This is a genomic window from Curtobacterium sp. PhB130 (assembly GCF_003755165.1).
Taxonomy (GTDB): domain Bacteria; phylum Actinomycetota; class Actinomycetes; order Actinomycetales; family Microbacteriaceae; genus Curtobacterium.
The window spans coordinates 348,160-370,832 of the sequence record NZ_RKII01000009.1 but is presented as its reverse complement, the minus strand read 5'-3'; the positions used below and the strand labels follow the sequence as shown (position 1 = coordinate 370,832).

Genomic DNA, 22,673 nt, shown 5'->3' with positions numbered 1-22,673 from the left:
CGCGTGCTCACGCGACGCTGCGCAGCGCGGCCGCCGGACGCAGTCGGGATGCGCGCCACCCGCCGAAGGCGCCGGCGAGTGATCCGCCGAGGACGGAGAGTCCGACGGCGACGAGGACGATCCCCGCCGTGATCGGGATCTGCAGGACGATGTCGCTCGCCACGCTCGACGACGCGGCTGCCCCCGGACCACCGGCACCGGCACCGCCGCCCGCCGTCGTGGAGGCGGTGGAGAGCGTCGGGGCGATGACGTTGACGACGATGATCCCGATGATCCCCGCCGCCGCACCGATCGCGCCGCCGATGAGCCCGGTCACCATCGACTCGCCGGCGACCTGCCGGACGATCCGGCCGTTCGACCACCCGATCGCCTTCAGCGTGCCGAACTCCCGCGTGCGCCGGGTCACACCGGACACGGTGAACAGGATCGCGATCGCGAACGCCGCCGCGAGGACGAGCAGGGACAGCCAGGTCCCGAGGTTCGACAGCAGGTTCGACACCGTCGCCAGCGACCCGGAGATGCTCGACGCGAGGTCGGCCTGCGTGGAGACCGTCGCCTTCGGCAGGGCCTTCTCGATGGCGGCCTTGACGGTGCTGACATCGGACGCGGAGGTCGCGGCGACGGAGATGTCGCTGATTTTCCCCGTCAGACCGGAGAGCGCCTGGGCGGTGTCGAGCGGGATGTACGTGTCGGTCGCGGTGGCGGAGTCCGACGACGTCGATGCCACGATGCCGACGACGCTGAACGTGGTGCCGCCGATGTCGAGCGTGTCACCCACGTCGAGGTCGGCACCGGTGGCGTAGGTGCTGTCGAGCACGACCACGTCCTCGCCGTCGTCGCTCGACTTCAGGTACCGGCCACCGGAGAGCTCCGTCGAGGACATCGGACCGACCGTCGTCGCGGCGGTGGAGATGCCCGTCACCGTGAAGGAGTCGACGCTGAAGGAGCTGTCCCCGGTCCCGGACGCCGACGGAGCCGCGGTCGACCCGGACGACGGTGCGGCCGTCGAGCCGGACGTCGGCGCCTTCCCGATCGACCCGGAGAACGAACTGTTCTGCAGCGACAGCGTCGCGGTCGCCGCGCTGACCCCGTCGATCGCCTCGACCTTCGTCAGCGCACTCGCACTGTAGGTCGCGGTGCCCATCGCCGCGGAGAGTGTGCTCTTCGCCACGCTCGTGTCCCCGCTGGAGTCGTCGGTCGACCCGTCGCCGGACCCGAAGTCGAACTGCTGCGGCCCGCCGGAACCTGCCGTCGCCGCCTGCGTGACGGTGATGTCCGTGCCGACGCCGTACACCGACTCGAGCGCGGTGGACTGGGCCTTCGCCACACCGGCGGAGAACCCGCTGACGACGATGACGAGCGCGATCGCGAGGGCCATGCCCAGCGCGATGACGACGCTCTGCTTCTTCCTGTTGACGAGTTCTCGTCGGAGGTACGCGAGGAACATCTGGACTCCCGGTTCGGTGGGTCGGCGGATGCCCGACGCTACGAACGGGGACGGGCAGCGACCCGGCAGCCGCCGGAGGACCGCCTAAGAGCGACCGAGCGTCGGGTCGACCAGCACCTTGGTCTCCTTGCTCGTCCCGCTCCCGAGGTCCCGGAGCACGGCCTCGAGCCCGTCCAGTCCGACGGTGGCGGTGTGCAGCACGTCGACGTCGACCGCGCCCGACGCGATCGCCGCCATCGCCCCGACGAAGTCCTCGTGGGTGTAGGCGAGCGAGCCGATCACGGTCAGCTGCCGGCTCTGCCAGTCGCCGTAGCTCACCTCGGAAGTCGTCATCGGGTACCCGAGCAGCGCGAGCGTGCCGCCCCGACGAACCAGCTCCGCGGACGCCTGGAACAGCGTCGGCGCTCCGGTGCACTCGTAGAGGACGTCGGCCCCGAGCCCGTCGCTGACGCGCTGCAGGTGCGCGCGGAAGTCGTCGCCGGGCGCGAAGACCGCATCGAAGCCGAGCGCCGTCGCCGTGGCGCGTCGTGCTGCGTTCGGCTCGACGACGATCACGGTGCGGGCCCCGGCATGCCGCGCGTGCTGGGCGGTGAGCAGACCGATCGGACCGGCGCCCTGCACGACCACGACGGCACCGAGTCGCTGTCCCGCGCGGCGGACGGCGTGGAACGTGACGGTGGTCGGCTCGACGAGGCCGGCCTGCTCGTCCGTGAGCCCGTCGAGCAGCGGCTGCACGCGGCGCTCCGAGACGACGACCTCGGTCGCGAACGCCCCGTGTGCCGGAGCGTCCGGGTCGATGCCGTTCGCCTCCTGGTACACGAGCTCGCACTGGTCCGTCTGGCCGGCGCGGCAGTACGCGCAGCGCCCGCACGCGGGACCGACGCTCGCGACGACGCGCTGCCCGACCTGGATGGTCGAGACGCCCTCACCGACGGCGGTGACCGTGCCGGTCCACTCGTGCCCGAAGACCGCGGGCGGCAGGAACTCCGGCGCCTGGAAACCGTGCACGTCCGTCCCGCAGACGCCGACGTAGCGCACCCGGACGACGACCCGGCCGGCTGGGGGAGCAGCGACCTCCTCGTGGTCGACGGTCAGGGTGTCGGGTTCGACGACGTGGGCGAAACTGGAGGTCATACCGCCACAGTAATCCGACAGGCGTCGTTTAGTCCGCGGACGGCGACGGCGGACGGGAGGCACGGGGCGGGCCCGACCCGTGCCTCCCGTCCGGTTGATGGCTAGGTTCAGGGCCATGGATGCAACGCAGCAGACCGTCACCACCCCCGACGGCACCGCGATCGCGGTGACCCGCCGCCACGGCGGCGGCCAGGCCGTCGTGTTCCTGCACGCCGGGGTCGCCGACCGCAGGTCGTGGGACGCGGTCGCCGCGCTCCTCAACGACGACGACGACGACCTCGACCTGGTCGCCTACGACCGCCGTGGGTACGGCGAGACACCCGCCGCTGCTGACCCGGCCTCGTTCACGCACGCGGCGGACCTGCTCACGGTCCTCGACGCACTCGGGCTCGACCGGGTGTTCCTGGTCGGGAACTCGATGGGCGGGGCGCTCGCGCTCGACGCGGCGCTGCTCCTGCCCGAGCGGGTCACCGGGCTCCTGCTCATCGGCGCCGGGGTGTCCGGCATGACCGACGACGACACCCCGTTCGACTGGGAGCTCGACCCCGCGACGGAGCCCCTGCTCGACCGTGCCGAGGACGCTTCAGCGGACGTCGAGGCCCGGATCGCCGCCCTCGCGCACCTGTGGCTCGACGGGCCCGTGGCACCCGAGGGACGCGTCGGCGGCGCGCCCCGGGAGCTGTTCGCGGACATGAACCGGCGGATCCTCGAGGTGGGCGCGCCGGACTCGGCGGGGGACAACGGCATCGAGGCCTGGACGCGCCTCGGCGAGGTGTCCGCCCCGGTGACGTGCACGTGGGGCGACCTCGACATCCCCGCGGACCTGCCGTTCTACGCGGAGATCGCGCGGCGGCTCGACCAAGGGCCGGCGCGGGTGCTCCCCGGCGTGGCGCACCTACCGGGGCTCGAGCAGCCCGACCTCGTCGCGGGCCTGGTGCGGGACACGCTGCCGCGCTGACGCGACGACGACCCACGCCGCGGCGCGGGCCGTAGGGTCGTGGGCGTGACTGTGACGATCGCGGGCTGCGGCGACCTCGGCATCGAGACGGGGCTGCGGTTCGCGGAGGCGGGGCACCGGGTGGTGGGGCTGCGGCGTCGCGCCGAGCTGGTCCCGGCGCCGATCGAGGGCCGTACTGCGGATCTCCGGGGTTCCGTCCCGGCGATCGACGCCGACACGTCGGTGCTCGTCGTCGCGCTCGCCGCGGGGTCGCGCGACGTCGAGGAGTACCGCGCGACGTACGTCGACGGGCTCCGGAACGTGCTCGACGGGGTCGATGCGGCCGGGGCGTCGCCGCGGGTGCTCCTCGTCTCGTCCACCTCGGCGACCGGCGGCAGTCCGACTGGCGACGTGCTGCTCGAGGCCGAAGCGTTGCTGCGCTCGCGGGTGCCGGGTGGCACCGTCGTGCGCCTGTCCGGGATCTACGGACCTGGTCGCACCCGACTCGTCGACCAGGTGCGGACCGGGACCGCGGTGCTCGCGCCGACACCGGACGGCTCCCGGATGACCAACCGGATCCACCGCGACGACGCTGCTGCCGCGCTCGTGCACCTCGCGTCGCTGGACGACCTGCCGCCGCTCGTGATCGGCACGGACGACCAGCCCGTCCGGCTCGACGAGGTGTACCGGTTCCTGGCCGCCTCGCTCGGGGTGTCGCTCGAGGTCGCACCAGCAGCGGGCGTGGGTGGCGGTGTGCCCCTGTCGAACGCGGTGCTGCGGTCGACCGGGTTCACGTTCACGTACCCGACGTACCGCGAGGGCTACCGTGCCGTGCTCGCCGGGGAGGGTGTCCGCCACCGGTGATGAGCGCCGCGGCGACCACGCGGGCGACCGTCGTGTCGTAGCCGGGGTCGCGCAGGCGCATCGCCAGCGTGCCGGAGACGACGAGCGTCAGCTGCTCGCCGACCGCGGCGGCCCGGTCACCGACTAGCGGCGAGGCGAGCGCGGTCAGGCGGGTCCGGAGCCCCGACGTCTCGGTGTCGAGCACCGCGCGGATCTCGGCGGGAGCGTCTGCGTACTCCGAGGCCGTGCCGAGGAACGCGCACCACCGGGAGGCGTCGGACCGGGTGCGGAACGCGTCGAGCGCGTCGAAGACGGCCAGCAGCCGCTCGAGCGGATCGGTCCGGCGCGCGACCGCGGCGGCCCAGGTGTCCTCCCAGTCCCGGTGCCGGCGCGCCAGTGTCGCGGCCACCAGGGACTCCTTGCTCGCGTACCCCCGGTACAGCGTCGCCGAGGAGACCCCGGCGCGCTCGAGGACGGCGTCCACGGAGGTCGCCGCGATGCCGTGGGCGAAGAAGAGCTCCTCCGCGGCGTCGAGCAGCTTCTGCTCCGTCCCTGAACGCATGGCCATGCCAGCACCCTAGACTCCGAAAAGTGAAACGATCGTTTTTGTTCGTGCCGGCCGCCACCGCGCTCATCGCCGTGACGTACGGACTCGTCCGCCTCGCGTACGGCCTGGTGTTGCCGGACGTGCAGGCGGACCTGCACCTCGGCTCGACCGGGGCCGGGTGGATCTCCGCCGGCGCCTCGGTCATGTACTGCGTCGGTGCGGTCGCGGGGTTCCTCCTGGCGTCCCGGTACCCGCGATCGCTCGTGGTGCTCGCGGCGGCCACGGCGGGCATCGGGTCGGCCGGGGTCGCCGCGAGCGGGAACAGCGCCGTGTTCGGGGCAGCCGCGGTGCTCGCGTCCGCGGGTGCCGGGCTCGCCTCGCCGGCACTCGTCCGCCTCGTCGTCCGCAACACCCGCGCCGATGCGGTCGCCCGGACGCAGTCGATCGTCAACGCGGGGACCGGGCCGGGGCTCGTCGTGGCGGGCGTCCTCGCGCTCGTGCTGCTGCCGGAGTGGCGGACCGCGTGGGTGATCAGCGCCGTGTGCGCGTTCCTGGCCGGCGCGGCGGTGCTGTGGTCGGACCGCGCAGCGCCGGGCGCGCCGAGCGAGCGGCCGTCCCTGCCGTCCGGCGACTGGTGGTCGCGGCACCGCGGACTCCTCCTCGGGGCGCTCCTGCTCGGCGCCGGGTCCGCCGCCGTCTGGAACTCCGGCCGCGCGGTGCTGATCGCGAGCGGTGCCGACCGCACCACCTCGGTGCTGGCCTGGATCGCGCTGGGTCTCGGTGGCGCCGCCGTGATCGTGACGGAGCGGTGGATCGGTCGGCGGTCGCCGTCGCGGGCGTGGGCCGTCACCGCGCTCGGCGTGGTGGTCGGCACCCTCGCGCTCGGCGTCGCACCCACGGTGGTCCCCGTCGCGATCGTGGCGTGCGTGCTGTTCGGCTGGGGCTACACGGCCGCCACCGGGGCGTTGATCGCCTGGACGAGCGAACTCGATCAGGAGCACGCGCCGTCGGGCACCTCGATGCTGTTCGTCACCCTCGTGCTCGGGCAGGCACTGGGCGCCGCCGCTGCCGGCGTCGTCGTGGACACCGCGGGCTACGGGGTGATGTTCGTCCTCGCCGCGGCCGTCACCGCGCTGGGAGTGGTGGTCCCGACCCTCGCCACACGCCGGGCACACCCGACGCGACGAGCGGTACGGCAGGATGGTCTCCCGTGAACGGACAACCCCAGCAGCCGAAGTGGCGGACCACGTGGTCGACGATCCAGGTCGGCGTGCTGTCCGCCGCCGTGATCACCTGCATCGTGCTGCTCGTCGTCGGCGACCGCACCCTGGCGCGCGTGTGGGCGGTCGCGCTCGTCTTCTTCGGGATCGCGCTCCTCGGGCACATCGCGTTCCTGCTGTACACCCGGCACACGGAACGCGACCGGCCCTGAACCAGGACCGGCCGCGCTCGGATGTGGTGCGCGGTCAGGGTGTGACCATGCCGCCGTTCACGTTCAGCGTCTCACCCGCGACGTAGCTCGATTCCTGCGACGCCAGGAAGACGTACGCGGGTGCGAGCTCCGCCGGCTGCCCGGCGCGGCCCATCGGCGACTCGCTGCTGCCGAACTCGGGCAGCGACTCCGGGTCGACGCCGCCGGTGACCTGCAGCACCGACCAGGTCGGTCCCGGGGCGACGACGTTCACGCGGATGCCGCGCTCGACGAGCAGCTGTGAGAGCCCCTTCGAGAGGTTGTTGATCGCGCCCTTCGTCGCCGCGTAGTCGAGGCGGTCCGGGGCGGGCTTGTACGCCTCCATCGACGCGGTCGTGGTGATCGTCGCCCCCGGGTGCAGGTGGGGCAGTGCCGCCTTCACGAGTCGGAACAGGGCGAACACGTTGACGTCGAACGTCTCCTCGAACTGCTCGTCGGTGACGTCGAGCACGTCCGGCTGCCAGCGCTGCTTGCCGGCGACGCTGACCAGGGCGTCGATCCCGCCGAGCCCGGCCACGGCCTCCTCGACGAGCCGTCCCGCGTAGGAGCGGTCCCGCAGGTCGCCGGGGATCGCGACCGCCGTGCGTCCGGCCGCGCGGATCTGTTCGATGACGTGGTCGGCGTCCTCCTGCTCGTCCGGCAGGTAGGCGAGCGCCACGTCGGCGCCCTCACGGGCGAACGCGATGGCGACGGCGCCGCCGATCCCGGAGTCCGCCCCGGTGATCAGGGCCTTCCGGCCGGCGAGCCGGCCGGTCCCGCGGTAGCTCGACTCGCCGAGGTCCGGGACCGGCGTCATCCTGGACTGGAGGCCCGGCTCGGCCTGCGTCTGCGGCTGCGGGCTGACATCGGGGTAGCGCGAGCGGGGGTCGCCGAACTCGTACTGGTCGGTGGGCATCAGTTGGCCTCCAATTCGTTCGACGCCCAGCGAACCCGGGTGGCCCTCGGAACACGTCCAGCGAGGTCGGCGCCGCGGGGGAGTACGCAAAAGCGACAGTGCTCGGCGCTGGACCGACGAGCACTGTCGCTTTCGTGGACCTGATCAGCCAGAACCGGGGTCGTCCGGAACCGGGGTCAGGCGGAGACGGGGTCGACCTGCAGCACCGCGGCGATGCTGCCCGCGCGGGCGCCCTCGTACGCGGCGAGGATCATGCCGAGCACCGCGATGCCCTCACGCTCGGTGTGGATCGGTCGGGTGCCGTCCCGGAGGCACGCCCCGAACGCGCCGATCTCCGCCGCGAAGGTGTCGACCTCCTCGAACGTGACGGTCTCGCTGGTGCCGTCGAGCAGGTCCCACCGCAGGGTGGTGCCGTCGCTCGTCAGGGACCCGAGCTCCCCGACGACGCTGAACCGTTCCGTCCCGGCGGCCGGCTCGTAGGCCCAGCTCGTGACGAGCTGGCCGACGGCGCCGTTGTCGAAGCGGAACAACGCCTGCGCGGAGTCCTCGCCCTCCATGAACGTCAGGCGGTGCGTGGAGAGCATCGCGGTTGCCTGCACCGGGACGCCGCCGGCGAGGTGCATCATCAGGTAGCTGGGGTGGTAGCCGGTGTCGATGAGCTCCCCGCCGCCGCTCGTCGACGCGTGTGCACGCCAGCCCATGTTCGACGGGTCGAAGTGGTTGCGGAAGCTGTCCGTGGTGCGGACCTCGTACACGGTGCCGAGCGCGCCGCTGTCGATGAGTTCCTTGGCGCGGGCGACGGCGGGCATGAACAGCTGGTTGTGGGCGCACATCAGGGTGACGCCGGCCTCGGCGATCGCGGCCTGCACGTCGCGTGCTTCCTCCGGGGTGAGGCAGAGGGGCTTCTCGCAGAGGACGTGCTTGCCGGCCTGCGCCGCGGCGACGATGGCGTCACGGTGCAGGTGGTGCGGCAGGCAGATGTCGACGGCGTCGATGTCGGCGCGCTCGAGCATCTCCCGGTAGTCGGTGAAGGACGGCACGCCGAGCTCGTCGCCGCGTGCGGACGCGGTGGCCTCGAAGGCGTCCGCCACCGCGGTGATGCGGATGAGGTCCGGGTGCTGGGCGTACCCGTTGATGTGGACGGTGGCGATCCCGCCGCCGCCGATGAGTCCGACGCGGATGGTGTCGGTGGACATGGTGACTCCTGTTGGTGCTGGGGGGCGTACTGGTGGTCGGTCAGGCGGCGACGGGGGTCCGAGCCGCCTCGTTCGCGGCGACGACGAGCCTCGTGAGCTCGACGGCGCGCGCGATGTTGTCGTCGGCACGTGTGCCGGCGGTGATGTGGTCCACCCACTGGCCGAAGGCGTCCTGCGCGTCCTCGGGGACCGGGATGGTGACCGGCTCGTCGCCGTAGGCCGACCCGCCGGCGGTGAGCCGGGCCTCCAGGTCGGAGAACGAGAGCCAGCCAGCGGTCCCGGCCACGTCGATCGTGAACGGGGTGCCCGCGACGAAGCCGGCCTCGATGATGCCGATGGCCTGCGAGGGGTAGCCGACGGTGACGACGGCGTGGTCCTCGACGGCACGGCCGGTGACGGAGCGGTAGACGGCCTCGACCGTGTCGGGGCGGGCGCCGAGGAACAGCTGCGTGAGGTACACGGGGTGGCAGCCGAGGTCGGTGAGTGCGCCGCCGATCGCGGTCGACGGGTCGAAGAATCGCTCCGGCAGCCACGGCCGGACCGCGCCGTCGTGGGAGAGCCGGACGCGGGCGTGGTTGACCTCGCCGAGGCGGCCCGACGCGATCTCGTCGAGGATCGCCTGCGTGTACCCGTGGTACAGGCGGGGGAGCGAGACGATGAGCTTGACCCCGGCGGCGTCGCAGGTGGCGACGATCTCCTCGCACTCCTCCACCGTCGGGGCGAGGAGCTTCTCGGTGAAGACGTGCTTGCCGGCGCGGGCTGCGCGGGTGATGACGTCGCGGTGCACGTCGGTGGACGTGGTGATCGTGACCGCGTCGACGTCGTCGCGGGCGAGCAGGGCGTCGAGGTCGTCGGTGAACTCGACGCCGAACTGCGCTGCTCCCTCCTGCCCGCGGGCGATGTCGTCGTCCCACACGGCGACGAGCTCGGTGCCGGGGTGCTCGACGGTCTGGCGGGCGTAGTCGCCGGCGTGGACGTGCCAGAAGCCGAGGACGGCGACGCGGATCGGTGTGGTGGTGCTGGGCATGGTTGCCTTTCGCGGCTCCGGGTCAGACCCGGACCTTGTCGTAGTCCTTGGGCAGGGTGAACGGGCAGTAGGTCTGCATCATCGGGTCGACACGCGCCTGGGCACGCTCGACCGCCTCCTGTGGCGACGCGGTGCCGAGCAGGACGCTCGAGCGGGCGTCGGCGAGGGAGTCCCACCACGCGCCACCGACGGGCAGCGGCGGGCGGCAGGTGGAGGTGGGCATGGCCTCGACGAAGTACTCGATCGACTTCGCCGAGCCCTTCGGGTCCTTCAGCGCCGCGATGTTCGAGGGCACCGTGGTCGCCGGCGGCATGTAGATCTCCTGGCCGCGCTTGCTCGTGTAGTACTTCATGAACTCCCACACGGCGCGGTTCTTCTTCGACCCCTTCGGCAGGCACAGCGCGAAGCCGCCGGACCACGTGTACGGGTCGTCGCCCTGCTCCATGGTGGGCAGGTAGGTGACGCCCCACTCGAGGTCCTTGACGTAGTTGTCGAAGGTCTGGATGGTCGACGGGACGCTCACCATGAACGCCAGGCGGTTGTTCTGGAACGAGGTCTGCGCGGGCGGATGTCCGGTCGGCTCGTACGTGGCCTGGAACGTGTCCGTGGCCTTGTAGTTCAACTGCTTCGCCCAGTCGTCGTAGAACTCGAAGATCTTCCGGACCTTCGGGTCGTTCATCGTCATGCCGCACTGCTGCTGGTCGAAGTACGTCGCGCCGAAGCCGAGGCCCCACGTGAACGGCCAGCCTTCGCCGTACCAGGGGATGAAGCCCATGTGCGTGTAGTCGGCGCCGTCCTTCTTCGACAGCTGGTCGTTCAGCTCCGCCATCCGGGCCATCGTGACCGGGCCGTTCTGCTTCCAGTCGAACTCGTCCTGGTCGATGCCGGCGTCGCGGAGCATCTTCCGGTTCACGAAGAGCCCGCGGGCGTCGGTGTCGAACGGCAGCCCGTACGTGTTGCCCTGGTAGGTGAGCTCCCCGACGGTGAAGCCGAGCCAGTCGGCGAGGAACTCCTCCTTGGACTTGTCCTCGAACTCGTCGATGAGTCCGTCGATCGGTTCGATGAGCCCGATCGCGGCGTACTGGGCCGCGCTGAACCGGTCGAGCAGCCAGAGGTCGGGCGCGGTCCCACCGCGGACGGCCGTGATGACGCTCGTGGCGTCACCGGTGCCCTGCGAGGGGACCTGGTTCACGTCGACCTTGATGTCGTGGTGCAGCTTGTTGAAGTCCCGGATCATCTTCGTCTGGTACGGGACGAACGTGCCCGTGACGCCCCACAGCGAGACGGTGTTCGGGTCGCTCTTGGCCCCGGAACCCGCAGCGCACGACGCGGCGAGGAGGGCGAGGGCTCCGGCACCGCCGGCGGCTGCGGCGCTCCGGATGAACGTGCGGCGGTCGAATGCGTTGCTCACTTGAAGCTCCCGATCTGGATGCCCTTGAGGAAGGTCCGCTGGAAGAAGAAGAAGAGGATCACGAGCGGCAGGATGATGAGGACCGAGGCCGCCATCAGCTGGTTGAACTGGAAGTCCCCGGCGTTGTTGAGGCGGAACACCTGCAGACCGATGGACAGCGTCTGCACGCTCTGGTCCTGCAGGTAGATCAGCGGCCCGAGGAAGTCGTTCCACGCGCCGACCGCGGCGAAGATGCCGACGGTGACCAGCGCGGCACGGGCCTGCGGGAACACGATCCGCCAGAGGATGCGCCACTCCGATGCGCCGTCCATGCGGGCGGCGTCGAGCAGGTCCTTCGGGATCTGCAACAGGAACTGCCGGAGCAGGAACACGTAGAACGCGGACCCGAACAGGCTCGGGACGACGAGCGGCAGGAACGTGTTGATCCAGCCGAGCCGCGCGTAGAGGTCGAACATCGGGATGAGCGTCACCGGGAACGGGATGAACAGCGTCGCCAGGACGACGTAGAACAACCGGTCACGGCCACGCCACTGGATGCACGAGAACCCGTACGCGATGACCAGGTTCGACACCATCGAGAACACCGTCACGAGCACCGTGATGATCAGCGTGTTCCGGAAGAACGTGAAGAACGGCATCGCGTTCACGGCGTCCGCGAAGTTCGACCAGTCCAGCCACTTCGGGAACCAGGTGGGCGGGAAGGCGCCGAGTTCCGCGTTCCCCTTCAGCGCGGAGATGATCATCCAGTAGATCGGGATGAGGAACAGCAGGCTCATCGCGATGAGGACCACACGGGCCCCGATCGACGACCACGGGGACCGGATCGACCCGTCCGCGTTCCGGGAGCGTTCGCCCTTCCGACCGGCGCGGCCCTTCGGCCGGACCGTCTCCAACGACGAGGTCACCGTCTCGTCCTTCGTTGCGTGCAGCGTCATCGCCTACTCCCCGCTCACGTCGTAGTTCACGAACCGCTTGGACAGCCAGTACACGAGCCCGGAGAGGAGCATGCCGGCGATGAACAGCAGGACCGCCATCGCGCTCGCGAACCCGAGCTGCGCGTAGCTGAAGGCGTTCTTGTAGAGGTAGAGCATGTAGAACAACGTCCCGTTGTCCGGTGACCCGAGACCACCGGTCCCGGACGAGATCACGTACGCCTCGGTGAACACCTGCAGGCCGTTGCTGATGCCGGTGATCAGGTTGAACAGGATCGCCGGGGAGATCAGCGGCAGCGTCAGCGCGAAGAACTGCCGCATCGGGCCGGCACCGTCGACACGGGCTGCCTCGTACAGGGTCTTCGGGATGCCGCGCATGCCGGCCAGGAACACCAGCGCCGCGTTGCCGGCACCCATCTGCGCCAGCGCGACGATGACGAGCTTCGCCGTCGTCGGGTCACCGAGCAGGTTCGTCGCCGGGACCCCGACGAGCTTCAGCGCCTGGTTCACGATGCCCGTCTGCGGGTTCACCAGCACGACGAAGATGAACGCGAGCGCGAACGTCGGGATGAGCGACGGGATGTAGAGCGCCGTCCGGTACCAGCTGATCTCCTTGACGTCCTGGTTCATCGCCAGGGCGATCACGATCGCGACGACGATCCCCACCGGGACGGCGATGACCGCGTAGAACAGGGTGTTCTCCACCGCGGTGTGCACCAGCGGGTCGATCACCGCCGCCACGTAGTTGCCGAACCCGACGAACGTCGCCGCGTTCATGCCCGAGTAGCGGGTGAGGCTGATCACGAAGGAGTAGATCAGCGGGTACGCGATGAAGACCAGCACCCCGAAGATCCACGGGGAGATGAACGCGATCCCGATGCGGAGTCGTCGTTTCTCCGCCGCGGTCCAGGGGTGTTTCTTCCCCGCGCGTCGACCGGTGCTGCTGGTCGAGGTCGCGGGTCGCACTGCGGTGTCCGGGCGAGCGGTCGTCGTCACGGGCGTCCCTTCGGGTTCCCCTCGGCCACCTCACTGTGACCGCGGGCGCCGCCACCTCGGTGTGGCTGCTGACGAGATTGTTCAATCCAATTGATTGACAAATTCGCTTGGAGAGTGATGCTAGGGAGCATGACCGGAACTCGTCAAGCAGCAACGCCCTGAGATGTCTGCAGGGCAGAACCACACGTCCATCGGGGCGCACAACCGCGCCGTGGTGCTCGACATCGTGCGCCGGAACGGACCCGTCACGCGCACCGACCTCCGCGACCGGACCGGCCTCACCGCACAGACCGTGTCGAACATCGCCGCACGCCTGGTCGCCGACGGGCTCGTCCGCGAGGACGGCCGCGCGCTGACGCTCGACCCCGACGGCCGCTTCGGCATCGGCATCCACCTCGACCCCGCGCAGGTCACGGTCGTCCTCGTCGACCTGGCCGGAGGACTCGTCGAGGAACGGTCCCTCGGCGCAGCCGACACCGACGACCCGACGTCCACCATCGACGCGATGGCCGACGCCGTCGACGACCTGCTGACCCGCACCGACCGCAGCCGCACCCGCGCCGACCGCACGCGCGCCCGCACCCGCACCGACCGCACCCGCGCCCGCACCGCCGGCATCGGGGTCGCCGTCCCCGGCCCGATCCACCCCGGCGGCAGCACCCTCGGCCGCCCCGCACAGCTCACCGCATGGGCCGGCATCCCGATCGCCGCCGAACTCACCGCACGCACCGCCCTCCCCGTCCTCGTCGAGAAGGACGTCGTCGCCAGCGCCCTCGCCGAGTGGTGGACCGCATCGAGCACCGACGACCTGGTGTCCGTGTACCTCGGCCACGGTGTCGGCGCCGGCATCGTCACCGGCGGCGAGGTCGTCCGCGGCAGCACCGGCAACGCCGGCGAGTTCGGCGGGATGCCCGTGCACGCACACGGCGGGTGGACCGAGCTCTGGGAGGCGTGCCAGCCCCTCCAGCAGGTCCGACGCGCGATCACCGCCGGACTGCTCGACCCCACCGACGACGAGAGCCCGGCCGCCGTCCGCCTGGCCTTCGAACGGCTCTGCGCCATGCCGGCCGCGCGCCCGCTCCTCACCGAGGCCGGCACCGCACTCGGCTCGGCACTCGCCCACGTCGTGGAACTCCTCGACCTCCCCAGGGTCGTCATCGGCGGGAGTGCGGCGCTCGCCGGAGGGCCGACCCTGCTCGACGCGCTCGGCGCCCGCCTCGTCGAGCGTCTGCCCGCCGGGACGGCACCGACGGTCGCCTTCACCACGCTGGGCGAGGACGTGGTCGCCCGGGGAGCCGCGTGCGCCGTGCTCAGCGGCGAGCCGGCGTCGTCGGCGTCCGTCCCGCGGGCGGTGCGGATGGTCCGGACGGGAGGCCCGGCTCGGCCCCGCGACATCGCGCACCCCTGGTAGGTGGTCGCGCTGGGCTCACCCGGGCGCGGTGCGTGGCCGCGGTCGGCTCACTCGGCCGCGATGCGCAGGAGCAGGGGGCCGAGCAGCCCGATCACCCAGACCGCGACGAGGGCCGCCGCACCGACGGCGAGCATCCGCCGCTTCCAGCGTCGACGGGGTGTCGGCGGGGTCTCGCCCCACATCTGGGTGCGCACCAGGATCCGGTTCGCCTCACCCACGAGCTTGCGGATCTCCGGGTCGTCGAGTTGCAGGCGACCTTCGCGGGCGTGCTCGGCGATCGCGGTGGCCTCCTCCAGCGAGAGCCCGTCGCTCGTGCCGTCGCGACCTGTCATGCCGCCATCGTCCCACGCGGGACGGCCCGCCGACCGGGGGACGCCGCGCACGGGCGAACCCCAGCGCCGACGGCGTAGCAGGGACGCATGGCACATCGTTTCCGTGGACAGGTCGTCGTCGTCACCGGGGCATCGAGCGGCATCGGACGCGCCGCCGCCCACGAGTTCGCCCGGCAGGGCGCGACGGTGGTGCTCGCCGCCCGCAGCCACGACAGCCTCGAGGCCGCGGCCGCCGAGTGCCGGGCGCTCGGCGCCGAGGCGCTCGCGATCCCGACCGACGTCGCCGAGGAGCACCAGGTCAAGGACCTCATCGGGACCGTCACGAGCCGGTACGGGCACATCGACGTCTTCGTCGGCAACGCGGCGCTGTTCGTCTACGGTCTGTTCGAGCAGACCCCCACGAAGGCGTTCAAGCGTGTCGTGGACACGAACCTCTACGGCCACCTCAACGCCATCACGCACCTGCTCCCGCACTGGAAGCAGCGCGGGCGTGGCACCTACGTGCTGGTCGGCAGCATCCAGTCGCTGCTCTCCGCGCCGTACCAGTCGGCCTACGTCACGAGCAAGCACGCGGCGCTCGGCCTCGTCGACGTGCTCGGCGACGAGTTCGCCCACACCGGCATCCACTTCACCACGCTGATGCCGTCGACGATCGACACCCCGATCTACCAGAACGGCGCGAACTACACCGAGAAGAACTCGCACCCGCTGCCGCCGACGGTCTCCGTCGAGCGTGCGGGGAAGGCGGTCGTGACCGCGGCACTGCACCCGAAGCGCTACCGGTTCGTCGGACGCATCCAGGCATCGCTCGTGCCGCTGCAGTACGTGTTCCCCGGTCTGTTCCACATGATCACGAAGCCGATGGTCGAGACCTTCGCGCTCCGCGGGCGGCAGGCGCCGACCGACGGGAACCTCTACGAGCCCGCCGACGCGGGCAACGCGACGGACGGCGGGTGGGTCGCGAAGCGACGGCGCGTCACGCGCCCCCTGCTCTGGATCGGTGCCGCCGCTGCGGTGGCGACCGTGGCCCTCGGCCGACGTCGCTGACGGACGGGAGGCCCGGTGCCAGCTGGCACCGGGCCTCCCGTCGGTCCGTGTCGAGCGAGCAGACGATGTCCGGTCGGCGCCCTGCACCCGACGTCGTCTGCTCGCTCGATCGCGTCAGAAGAGCTTCGCGGACGCGCGACGGGCGCCCTCGCCGAGCGTCTCCAGCTTCGCCGCGGCGATCTGCGGGTGGATGCGCCCACCGAGGCCGCAGTCCGTGCCCGCGATGACGCGCTCGCGCCCGACGACCGAGGCGAAGCGTTCGATGCGCTGCGCGACCAGGTCAGGGTGCTCGACGACGTTCGTGGCGTGCCCGACGACACCCGGGACGATGACCTTGCCGTCCGGGAGCGTGACGTCCTGCCAGACGGTCCACTCGTGCTCGTGCCGGGCGTTGGCGGCCTCGAACGAGTACGCGCCGGCGTCGATGTCGAGCATCAGGTCGACGATGTGGCGGAGCTCGATGTCGGTGGTGTGCGGGCCGTGCCAGGAGCCCCAGCAGAGGTGGAAGCGCACGCGGGACGTGTCCAGCCCCTGGAGGGCGTGGTTCAGCGCCTCGACGCGGATCCGGGTGAAGGCGCGGTAGTCCTCGATGCTCGGCTCCGGGTTGATCTGGTCCCAGTTCTCCGCGATCGACGGGTCGTCGATCTGCAGCACGAGGCCGGCGTCGAGGATGGTCTTGTACTCCTCGCGGAGGGCGTCGGCCCATGCCCAGATGTGCTCCTCCTCGGTCGCGTAGTACTCGTTCGCGACGCGGGCGGCCGAGCCGGGGGAGAGCGCGGTGATGAATCCGTTGTCGGCGCCGGCGGCCTCGACCGCGTGCTTCAGGTTCGCGGCGTCCGTGGCGGCGGCCTGGTGCCCCGTGTACGTGATCGGGCCGGTCGTCGTCGGGAAGGCCGTGGCGTTCTTGCCGGTGCCGATGCCCGACTCCGGGTCGGTGTACGCCTCGCGGAAGATCGTCCAGTCGCGGCGGTCCGGGAAGCTCGTCAGCCGGACGTTGCCCGGGGAGGAGCGGACCGGCTCCTGCGAGAAGATGTTCGCGTCCGTCAGGCTCAGGCCGCTGACGCGCTGGAACGAGTAGCCCCACCAGGCGCCGTAGTCGACGGAGTTCGACATCGCCTTGCCGAACTCGCCGTCGCCGGGCTGTGTGATGCCGAGGCGGGTCTGGCGGGCGACGACGTCGTCGACGGCCTTGCTCGTGAGGGCCCGGACCTCGTCGGTGGTCTCCAGCGTGAAGCCGTCCGCGGCGAGCGGCCGTGCGGCGTTCGCGGCGATGAGCTCCGGCGTGCGGGGGAGCGAGCCGGCCGTGGTGGCCTGGATGTGGTCGGTGTTCTCGAAGGTCATGCGGGGGCCTTTGCAGATCGGGGTGGATCGGTGTCTGCGCGCGAGGCTTCGCGGTGCGCTGCTGCGTCCAGCGTGCCACGCGGGGTCGCGGTGCGCGGGGTCGCGTTACGGGATGCGTCCGCGCGCCGCTGCTGGTGCTGACTCGGATCGACAGGGTCGCTGTCGTACGACAGCGAGGATGTCGTACCGCGGCACTCTTCCGACACGGCGGGCGTCGTTCGACTTCTGCGGTGTCGAAGCATGCGCACGCAGCGATGGCGAGGTTGCGAGCACCGGTGATGTCTGACATGTTGGACGTCAGTTGATCGGAGTGATCGACGGGGAACGGGGACACAGATGAAGAAGACAGTGGGCATCATCGCGGGCACGGCGCTGGCGATCGGACTGATCGCCGGGACCGCGACCGCGGCTTCGGCGGAGCCACTCGACGGGGGAGTCACCATCGGGGACGGTCAGCAGAGCAGCATCGGCATGAGGATCGGCGGGAGCTTCTGGCAGTGGGGAGTCGGTTCGCGCGACACGTGGTCGAACTACTTCCACGAGAACCAGTGTCACGGTGCGACTGCGGTCGGCATCAAGTCCAAGCGTGTCTCGAACGTCCGAGGCGGGCTCTACGCGATGGCCACGACGCCGAAGAAGTCCAGCGGGAACCAGGCGTTCTGGCATCGCTGCTGATCGTCGGGGCCGTGGACGACGAAATGGGGGTGATGCGCCGTGGTACCTCGTACGATCCGCGCCGCGTACGCGGTCGCACCGCTCGTCGCGTGCGTGATCGCGTTCCTCGGGCTCTTCCAGGCTGATCAGACCGGCGTCCTCGGGGCGTCGACCTCGATCACGGCGGTCGGGGGCGCCGGGTCCGACAACAACGCGCGGCTCGCAGCGTCGCTCGAGGAAACGGCGGGCGCGAGCATCGGCACCCTCGTCCGCGAAGTCGCCGACCGGTCGAGCCCGTCGACCGAACGGACGCTGCTCGTCACCGGCGCGCCCGGGTCGGTCGGCGCGGAGTGGCTCGAGCGCGGTTACCCGGACTTCACCCGGTCGATGACCACATCGGTGCGGCCGATGTCCGACCTCGACCGGTACGACGCGTCTGCCGAGTACCAGGTGTTCGGCGGGCAGCGTTCGACGAGCGCGTTCGAGCACACGCTGCGGGATGCGCGGTTCAGTGTGACCACTGTGGCGATCCCCTCGGTGTTCGAGCGCGCGATGGGCAGTGGGTTCGGCGACCTCGTCGGACTGGTGGTCATCGTGTCGCTGGGTTGCGCCGTCCTGTGCCTCGTCTCGACGGCAGGTGCGCCACGGCGGTTCGCAGTCCGCCGCGTGGCCGGGCGCGGTCGGATCGCCGCCGTGTTCCTCGACCTGACCGCGGCGCGGTGGTCCGTCGTGGCCGCCGGCGTGCTGGTCGTGCCGGTCGGTGCTTCCCTCGCCGTGTACAACGGGTTCGCGCGCCCCGTGGAATTCGCGCTCACCGGTGTCGTGGCGTGGGGCATCCTCGTCGCGCCGATCCTCCTGGGCCACCTGGTCGGGGCCGGGATCGCCAGCCGGGTGCCTCCCTCGATCGCCATCCGGGGCCTGCGGCCCGCTCGTTCCGCGGTCGTGCTCACGGTGCTGGCTCGGGTACCGGCAACCGTGCTGGTGGTCACGACGTGCTTCGACCTCGTCGGGAGCGCTGCAGTCGTCCGAGCAGGTGGTGCCGAGCGTGAACTCCGCGCTGCTGGTGACAGCGTGCAGCTCTGGGTGACGGCGGAACCGCGCTCGGAGCGGAACACGCAGGCCTACTGGGATCGGCTCGGTGCCTTCGCGGGTGCCGGGCTGACGGACGGCGACGCGTTCCTCGCAGCCGTCGGCGAGCTCGCCGCGCCCGGGAGCGAGCCGGTCCCGGCGCTCTACGTCGACGCCGGGTACCTCCGGCGTCATGCGCTGACCGCCCTCGACGGAACGCGGATCCAGGCCGGCGAGGATCCGGTGGTCTGGGTCCCGAGCGTCAGGAGCCGAGCGCAGGAGCAGATCGTCGACGAGGTCCGTGGGTGGTCGCTCGACCGCGTCGCGGACGACGTCGGGTCCGGAGTCCTGGCGGGTGGCGCTGACGTGTTCACGTACCCCGATGACGGCAACGTCGCTGCATGGCTCCGTGACCCGGTGGTCGTCGTCGTGCCGGATCCGGAGGCCGCGTTCTCCGAGGACCAGCTCGGATCGTGGTTGTCGACCGGCGACGTCGTCTTCGTCTCCGAGGGCCGCGCTCGCGCCGCGCTCCGCGCTGCTGGTCTGTCGTCGGAGATCAGCGCAGTCGTCGGCGTCGGGCAGGAAGCCGCAGAGCGAGCCCGCGCGGCGCGGGTGCTGGAACGGATCGATGCCGGCGTCCTCGTCACGACGCTGCTCACCGCGATGGTGCTCGCGGTCCTGGCCGCCGTGGTCCACCGGCGGCGCGAAGGGCAGACCGTGTTCGTGCGGTTCGGATCCGGCTGGTCGTGGTGGCGTGCGAACCGGGCGCTGCTCGTCGGCGAGGTCGCGTTCCTCGTGACCGCGGTCGTCGTCGCGGGTCGGGAGCTCGAGGAACGGGGCATCGGTCGCGGTGGCCTCAATGCCGCGACCGACCCGGCAGCGATGAGTGCGCCGTCCGCCGTGCCCCTCGCCGTCGCAGCAGCGTTCATGGTCGCCCTCGTCAGCACCTGGGCTCTGTCGTCGACGTCCCGCCGAACCGTCCGAACCCATGGAAGAGCGACCTGATGATCGAGCTCGAACAGTCCAGCAAGTGCCGCGGGACCCGGACGCTCTGGGAGCGGCTGTCGCTCCGCATCGGGCCGGGGGAGATGGTCGCGCTGACCGGTCCGAGCGGATCGGGGAAGTCGACCTTGCTCGACTGCATCGGACGGATCGACGAGTTCGACTCCGGAACGCTCCGGATCGACGGCGTGACCGCAGGCCGTGCCGGAGTCGACCGTCGGCTGCGGCGCGACGTGCTCGGGTACCTGTTCCAGAACTACGGCCTCGTCGAGGACTCGACGGTCCACGAGAACCTCGACGTGGTCCACGCCGGTGGTCGCCGACGCCGACGCCGATCGGTGAACGAGACGGCGCTCGACCGCGTCGGTCTCCACGGCCGGGGCGGTGCCCGTGTCCACGAGCTCAGCGGCGGCGAACAGCAGCGCGTGGCGCTGGCCCGACTGCTCGTGCAGGCGCCGACGGTCGTCCTCGCCGACGAGCCGACGGGTGCGCTCGACCACGACAACGCCGAGGTGGTGCTCCGCGTGCTGCGCGAGTTCGCGCAACAGGGCAGCGCGGTGCTCATCGCGACCCACTCGGACGCGGTGCGGGCGACCTGCGACCGAGCGTTCGCGCTGCCCGGCGTCGTGGGCTCGGGCGGTCAGTCGACGACGGCGGCGACCGCCTCGACCTCGACGAGCTGGTCGTCGTAGCCGAGCGCCTGGCGGAGGTTCGCCACGCACGCAGCCGCCTGCCCGGCGTGGTCACCGACCGCGATGAACGACCGCGACGAACGACCGCGACGAACGACCGCGACGAACGACCGCGACGAGCTGGAACGACGAGGTCGCTGTCGGACGACAGGAACTGTGTCGTTCCGAGTCGACCACGCCACCACCGCCCACCCGGACGACGTACCGTCGGAGCATGACCACGACGACCGACGGCACCGCGTTCGCAGCGGACTGGCAGACCTGGCACGACGAGCACGAGGCAGCCCGGGCGAGCGAGCACGGCTTCCTCGCGATCACGAGCATCCGGTGGCTGACCGCGACGCCCGAGCGGTTCGAGGACGCCCCCGGCACGTGGTCGACCGACGCGGACGGCCCCGTGGTCGAACTCGCGGACGGGGAGTCCCTCGAGATCGCCGGCGCGACCGTCGCGGGCACGCACCGCTTCGGCCCGCTCCCGGAACGTTCGTCCACGAACCTCGTCTGGCACGCCCCCGACGGGGACGTCGTCATCGAGGTCGCGCGCCGCGGCGGCAGCGACGTCATCCGCCCGCGGCACCCGGCGAACCCGACCCGGGTCGAGTACACCGGCACGCCGTCGTACGCACCGGACGAGCGCTTCGTCGTCGACGCCCGGTTCGCGCCGTTCGACGAGCCGCGTGCAGTCACGGTCGGGTCCGTCGTCGACGGACTCCAGCACGTGTACACCGCTCCCGGAACGCTGTCGTTCGACCTCGACGGCCCGCGGACGCTCCTGGCGTTCAACGGGCACGGCGACGGGCTGCACGTGCTGTTCACCGACCGGACCAGCGGCGTGACGACGTACGCCGCGAACCGGAGCCTGGACATCGCGGCTCCGGACGCCGAGGGGCGCACGACGATCGACTTCAACCGCGCCACGAACCTGCCGTGCGCCTACACGGAGCACGCGACGTGCCCGCTGCCGCCGGCGGAGAACCGGCTCGACGTCGCGGTCGAGGCGGGGGAGCGCCTCCCCGCCTGACGAGCGCCCGCGGATGGGTCCCGGGACACATCCCCGAGCGCCGACGCGCGAGGACCAGCCGCGCCCGCCCTAGGCTGCCGGTCGTGGACACGGGGGAATCGATCGCCGACCGCTCCGAGCGGGCGGCGCGGGTCCGACCAGTCGTCCCGATCGCCGCCGTCGCCGGCGCGGTCGTGTGGCTGCTGGTCGGACTCGCCGGCGCCGGACTCTCCTGGTCCGCCGGGACGTCGCGGTACTCGTCGGTGATCGACCTCGTCCTCCCGCCGACCGCGCCGCCGGTGGTCTGGGCGCAGGTCGCACCCTGGAACGTCGTGCAACCGGTCCTCGTGGCCGTGCTGTTCGGCGCGCTGCTCGGACTCGGACTCGCCCTCGTCGCGGGCCGACCAGGATGGGCCACGTCCTCCCGGCTGCTCCGCATCGGTGCCGCGTGGCTCGTCGCCGTGTTTGCGGCAGACCTCACCGCCCTGCTCTGGACCGTCGGCACCGCGGTCGTCGACCCCGGCCCGAACGGGTACATGTGGGTGCTCCGCGACGCGATCCCGACCGCGGTGGCGACCGGGTGGTTCGGGACCGTGTGGGGCTGGGTGCCGGCGGTCATCGTGGGAGCCGCACCGCGCCTCCCGGCCGGGTCGACGTCGAGGACGCGAGCCGGTCGCCGGACCGCCGCCGTCGCCGGAGCCACCGCGCTCGTGGTCGCGGTCGTGCTGATCGCCGTCCAGCCGACCATCGCCCGCGACGCGCGGGTCGCCGCCGGGGGCACGCCGGACGGGCTGCCGACCGAGACCGTGACCCCGACGCCACGGCCGGCGGCGCCGGCGCCCGTTGCTGCCGATCCCGTCACGCCGGGCGCGGGCTGGTGCTCCGCCGAGGACGTGCAGCTGTCGCTGTCCGGGGTCGACGGCGCGCTCGGACACCGGGCGATGTCGGTCGTGCTGGTGAACCGGTCGTCCTCGGCGTGCATCGTCGACGGGTTCCCGGACGTCGCGTTCGCGGCCGACGACGGGGCGACCGTCGCCGTGCCGCTCGAGCACGGGGCCTCGTACATGGGCGGCGCGGCGACGCCCGCTCCGGTGACGGTGGCGCCCGGAGCGACCGCGGTCGCCGCGCTGTCGTGGGGTGCCGGCGGGACCGGCGAGGCCGTCTCGACGTTCTGGCTCGCGCCCTACGCCGGGGCGTCCCGGACGCCGCTCACGGCGGACACGGACCTGGCCGCGGACGCGACGGTCACCGTGAGCGCCTGGGCGACGCCGACCACGGGCAGCGACTGAG

General features: G+C 71.6%; 22 protein-coding genes. 11 read left to right on the top strand and 11 right to left on the bottom strand.

Translation table 11 applies throughout. The annotated features are described in order from the left end of the window. Positions 1-7: 7 nt before the first annotated feature. Together EDF24_RS15220 and EDF24_RS15215 are read right to left on the bottom strand one after the other, a co-directional pair. On the bottom strand, positions 8-1,447 hold the full coding sequence (locus EDF24_RS15220; RefSeq protein ID WP_123703935.1) for an ABC transporter permease: 1,440 nt from the start codon (positions 1,445-1,447) through the stop codon (positions 8-10). Between the two features lie 84 nt (positions 1,448-1,531). Beyond that, positions 1,532-2,581 carry a zinc-binding dehydrogenase gene (locus EDF24_RS15215; RefSeq protein ID WP_123703933.1) on the bottom strand — a complete coding sequence of 350 codons (1,050 nt, stop codon included), beginning with the start codon at positions 2,579-2,581 and terminating at the stop codon, positions 1,532-1,534. A gap of 115 nt (positions 2,582-2,696) precedes the next feature. Between EDF24_RS15215 and EDF24_RS15210 the strand changes: the two genes are divergently transcribed. Beyond that, positions 2,697-3,539, top strand: coding sequence for an alpha/beta fold hydrolase (locus tag EDF24_RS15210; RefSeq protein WP_185021683.1), 843 nt, complete (start codon positions 2,697-2,699; stop codon positions 3,537-3,539). Between the two features lie 45 nt (positions 3,540-3,584). Further along, on the top strand, positions 3,585-4,382 hold the full coding sequence (locus EDF24_RS15205; RefSeq protein ID WP_123704124.1) for an SDR family NAD(P)-dependent oxidoreductase: 798 nt from the start codon (positions 3,585-3,587) through the stop codon (positions 4,380-4,382). Here the strand turns inward: EDF24_RS15205 and EDF24_RS15200 are convergent. Next, positions 4,315-4,929 carry a TetR/AcrR family transcriptional regulator gene (locus tag EDF24_RS15200; protein WP_123704122.1) on the bottom strand — a complete coding sequence of 205 codons (615 nt, stop codon included), beginning with the start codon at positions 4,927-4,929 and terminating at the stop codon, positions 4,315-4,317. The two genes, EDF24_RS15205 and EDF24_RS15200, sit on opposite strands and share 68 nt — an antisense overlap. 23 nt (positions 4,930-4,952) lie before the next feature. Here EDF24_RS15200 and EDF24_RS15195 point away from each other — a divergent pair, with 23 nt between their 5' ends. After that, a complete protein-coding gene (locus EDF24_RS15195) occupies positions 4,953-6,122 on the top strand; it encodes an MFS transporter (protein ID WP_185021682.1) in 1,170 nt (389 codons plus the stop codon). Beyond that, on the top strand, positions 6,119-6,340 hold the full coding sequence (locus EDF24_RS15190; protein WP_123653195.1) for a hypothetical protein: 222 nt from the start codon (positions 6,119-6,121) through the stop codon (positions 6,338-6,340). Before EDF24_RS15195 ends, EDF24_RS15190 begins: the two co-directional genes overlap by 4 nt. 34 nt (positions 6,341-6,374) lie before the next feature. Here EDF24_RS15190 and EDF24_RS15185 read toward each other — a convergent pair whose 3' ends face one another. The 6 genes from EDF24_RS15185 to EDF24_RS15160 all read right to left on the bottom strand — a co-directional run bounded on the left by EDF24_RS15185 (position 6,375) and on the right by EDF24_RS15160 (position 12,836). Beyond that, positions 6,375-7,274 carry an SDR family oxidoreductase gene (locus EDF24_RS15185; RefSeq protein ID WP_123703926.1) on the bottom strand — a complete coding sequence of 300 codons (900 nt, stop codon included), beginning with the start codon at positions 7,272-7,274 and terminating at the stop codon, positions 6,375-6,377. Between the two features lie 176 nt (positions 7,275-7,450). Next, entirely contained in the window at positions 7,451-8,470 is a 1,020-nt protein-coding gene (locus tag EDF24_RS15180) for a Gfo/Idh/MocA family protein (protein ID WP_123703924.1), read from the bottom strand. A gap of 40 nt (positions 8,471-8,510) precedes the next feature. Further along, positions 8,511-9,497 (bottom strand): Gfo/Idh/MocA family protein, encoded by a 987-nt coding sequence (locus EDF24_RS15175; RefSeq protein ID WP_123703923.1) that lies wholly within the window; start codon positions 9,495-9,497, stop codon positions 8,511-8,513. Positions 9,498-9,519: 22 nt separating this feature from the next. Continuing rightward, complete coding sequence (locus EDF24_RS15170; protein WP_123703920.1) at positions 9,520-10,908, bottom strand: ABC transporter substrate-binding protein; 1,389 nt, start codon at positions 10,906-10,908, stop codon at positions 9,520-9,522. After that, complete coding sequence (locus tag EDF24_RS15165) at positions 10,905-11,843, bottom strand: carbohydrate ABC transporter permease (RefSeq protein ID WP_123653200.1); 939 nt, start codon at positions 11,841-11,843, stop codon at positions 10,905-10,907. The genes EDF24_RS15170 and EDF24_RS15165 overlap by 4 nt, the downstream gene beginning before the upstream one ends. 3 nt (positions 11,844-11,846) lie before the next feature. Beyond that, positions 11,847-12,836, bottom strand: a complete 990-nt coding sequence (locus EDF24_RS15160; protein WP_243698335.1) for a carbohydrate ABC transporter permease — start codon at positions 12,834-12,836, stop codon at positions 11,847-11,849. A gap of 163 nt (positions 12,837-12,999) precedes the next feature. On the opposite strand from EDF24_RS15160, the gene EDF24_RS15155 reads away from it, so the two are divergent. Then, positions 13,000-14,247 carry an ROK family transcriptional regulator gene (locus tag EDF24_RS15155; RefSeq protein WP_123703918.1) on the top strand — a complete coding sequence of 416 codons (1,248 nt, stop codon included), beginning with the start codon at positions 13,000-13,002 and terminating at the stop codon, positions 14,245-14,247. Between the two features lie 47 nt (positions 14,248-14,294). Here the strand turns inward: EDF24_RS15155 and EDF24_RS15150 are convergent, their stop codons facing one another. After that, the gene (locus EDF24_RS15150; protein WP_123653202.1) at positions 14,295-14,579 is read right to left on the bottom strand and encodes a hypothetical protein; all 285 of its coding nucleotides are present in this window, start codon (positions 14,577-14,579) and stop codon (positions 14,295-14,297) included. An 87-nt stretch (positions 14,580-14,666) separates the two neighbouring features. On the opposite strand from EDF24_RS15150, the gene EDF24_RS15145 reads away from it, so the two are divergent. Then, complete coding sequence (locus EDF24_RS15145; protein ID WP_123653203.1) at positions 14,667-15,626, top strand: SDR family oxidoreductase; 960 nt, start codon at positions 14,667-14,669, stop codon at positions 15,624-15,626. A 114-nt stretch (positions 15,627-15,740) separates the two neighbouring features. On the opposite strand, the gene EDF24_RS15140 is transcribed toward EDF24_RS15145, so the two are convergent. Beyond that, positions 15,741-16,967, bottom strand: a complete 1,227-nt coding sequence (locus tag EDF24_RS15140; RefSeq protein ID WP_123703916.1) for a cobalamin-independent methionine synthase II family protein — start codon at positions 16,965-16,967, stop codon at positions 15,741-15,743. Positions 16,968-17,303: 336 nt separating this feature from the next. Between EDF24_RS15140 and EDF24_RS15135 the strand changes: the two genes are divergently transcribed. From EDF24_RS15135 to EDF24_RS15110, 5 genes are all read left to right on the top strand, one after another. After that, positions 17,304-17,642, top strand: coding sequence for a lactococcin 972 family bacteriocin (locus EDF24_RS15135; protein ID WP_123703914.1), 339 nt, complete (start codon positions 17,304-17,306; stop codon positions 17,640-17,642). Positions 17,643-17,681: 39 nt separating this feature from the next. Next, positions 17,682-19,694: a hypothetical protein gene (locus tag EDF24_RS15130; protein ID WP_123703912.1), complete on the top strand. Its 2,013-nt coding sequence runs from the start codon at positions 17,682-17,684 to the stop codon at positions 19,692-19,694. Further along, positions 19,694-20,383 carry an ATP-binding cassette domain-containing protein gene (locus EDF24_RS15125; protein ID WP_123703910.1) on the top strand — a complete coding sequence of 230 codons (690 nt, stop codon included), beginning with the start codon at positions 19,694-19,696 and terminating at the stop codon, positions 20,381-20,383. Before EDF24_RS15130 ends, EDF24_RS15125 begins: the two co-directional genes overlap by 1 nt. Before the next feature lie 214 nt (positions 20,384-20,597). Further along, on the top strand, positions 20,598-21,404 hold the full coding sequence (locus EDF24_RS15115) for a DUF1684 domain-containing protein (protein WP_123703906.1): 807 nt from the start codon (positions 20,598-20,600) through the stop codon (positions 21,402-21,404). Between the two features lie 83 nt (positions 21,405-21,487). Beyond that, positions 21,488-22,672 carry a DUF4232 domain-containing protein gene (locus EDF24_RS15110; protein WP_123703904.1) on the top strand — a complete coding sequence of 395 codons (1,185 nt, stop codon included), beginning with the start codon at positions 21,488-21,490 and terminating at the stop codon, positions 22,670-22,672. Position 22,673 lies beyond the last annotated feature (1 nt).

Coding starts and splice junctions, on each gene's coding strand:
- EDF24_RS15220 (WP_123703935.1), bottom strand. CDS start 1,447: ATGTTCCTCGCGTACCTCCGACGAGAACTCGTCAACAGGAAGAAGCAG.
- EDF24_RS15215 (WP_123703933.1), bottom strand. CDS start 2,581: ATGACCTCCAGTTTCGCCCACGTCGTCGAACCCGACACCCTGACCGTC.
- EDF24_RS15210 (WP_185021683.1), top strand. CDS start 2,697: ATGGATGCAACGCAGCAGACCGTCACCACCCCCGACGGCACCGCGATC.
- EDF24_RS15200 (WP_123704122.1), bottom strand. CDS start 4,929: ATGGCCATGCGTTCAGGGACGGAGCAGAAGCTGCTCGACGCCGCGGAG.
- EDF24_RS15185 (WP_123703926.1), bottom strand. CDS start 7,274: ATGCCCACCGACCAGTACGAGTTCGGCGACCCCCGCTCGCGCTACCCC.
- EDF24_RS15180 (WP_123703924.1), bottom strand. CDS start 8,470: ATGTCCACCGACACCATCCGCGTCGGACTCATCGGCGGCGGCGGGATC.
- EDF24_RS15175 (WP_123703923.1), bottom strand. CDS start 9,497: ATGCCCAGCACCACCACACCGATCCGCGTCGCCGTCCTCGGCTTCTGG.
- EDF24_RS15165 (WP_123653200.1), bottom strand. CDS start 11,843: ATGACGCTGCACGCAACGAAGGACGAGACGGTGACCTCGTCGTTGGAG.
- EDF24_RS15155 (WP_123703918.1), top strand. CDS start 13,000: ATGTCTGCAGGGCAGAACCACACGTCCATCGGGGCGCACAACCGCGCC.
- EDF24_RS15150 (WP_123653202.1), bottom strand. CDS start 14,579: ATGACAGGTCGCGACGGCACGAGCGACGGGCTCTCGCTGGAGGAGGCC.
- EDF24_RS15145 (WP_123653203.1), top strand. CDS start 14,667: ATGGCACATCGTTTCCGTGGACAGGTCGTCGTCGTCACCGGGGCATCG.
- EDF24_RS15140 (WP_123703916.1), bottom strand. CDS start 16,967: ATGACCTTCGAGAACACCGACCACATCCAGGCCACCACGGCCGGCTCG.
- EDF24_RS15135 (WP_123703914.1), top strand. CDS start 17,304: ATGAAGAAGACAGTGGGCATCATCGCGGGCACGGCGCTGGCGATCGGA.
- EDF24_RS15125 (WP_123703910.1), top strand. CDS start 19,694: ATGATCGAGCTCGAACAGTCCAGCAAGTGCCGCGGGACCCGGACGCTC.
- EDF24_RS15115 (WP_123703906.1), top strand. CDS start 20,598: ATGACCACGACGACCGACGGCACCGCGTTCGCAGCGGACTGGCAGACC.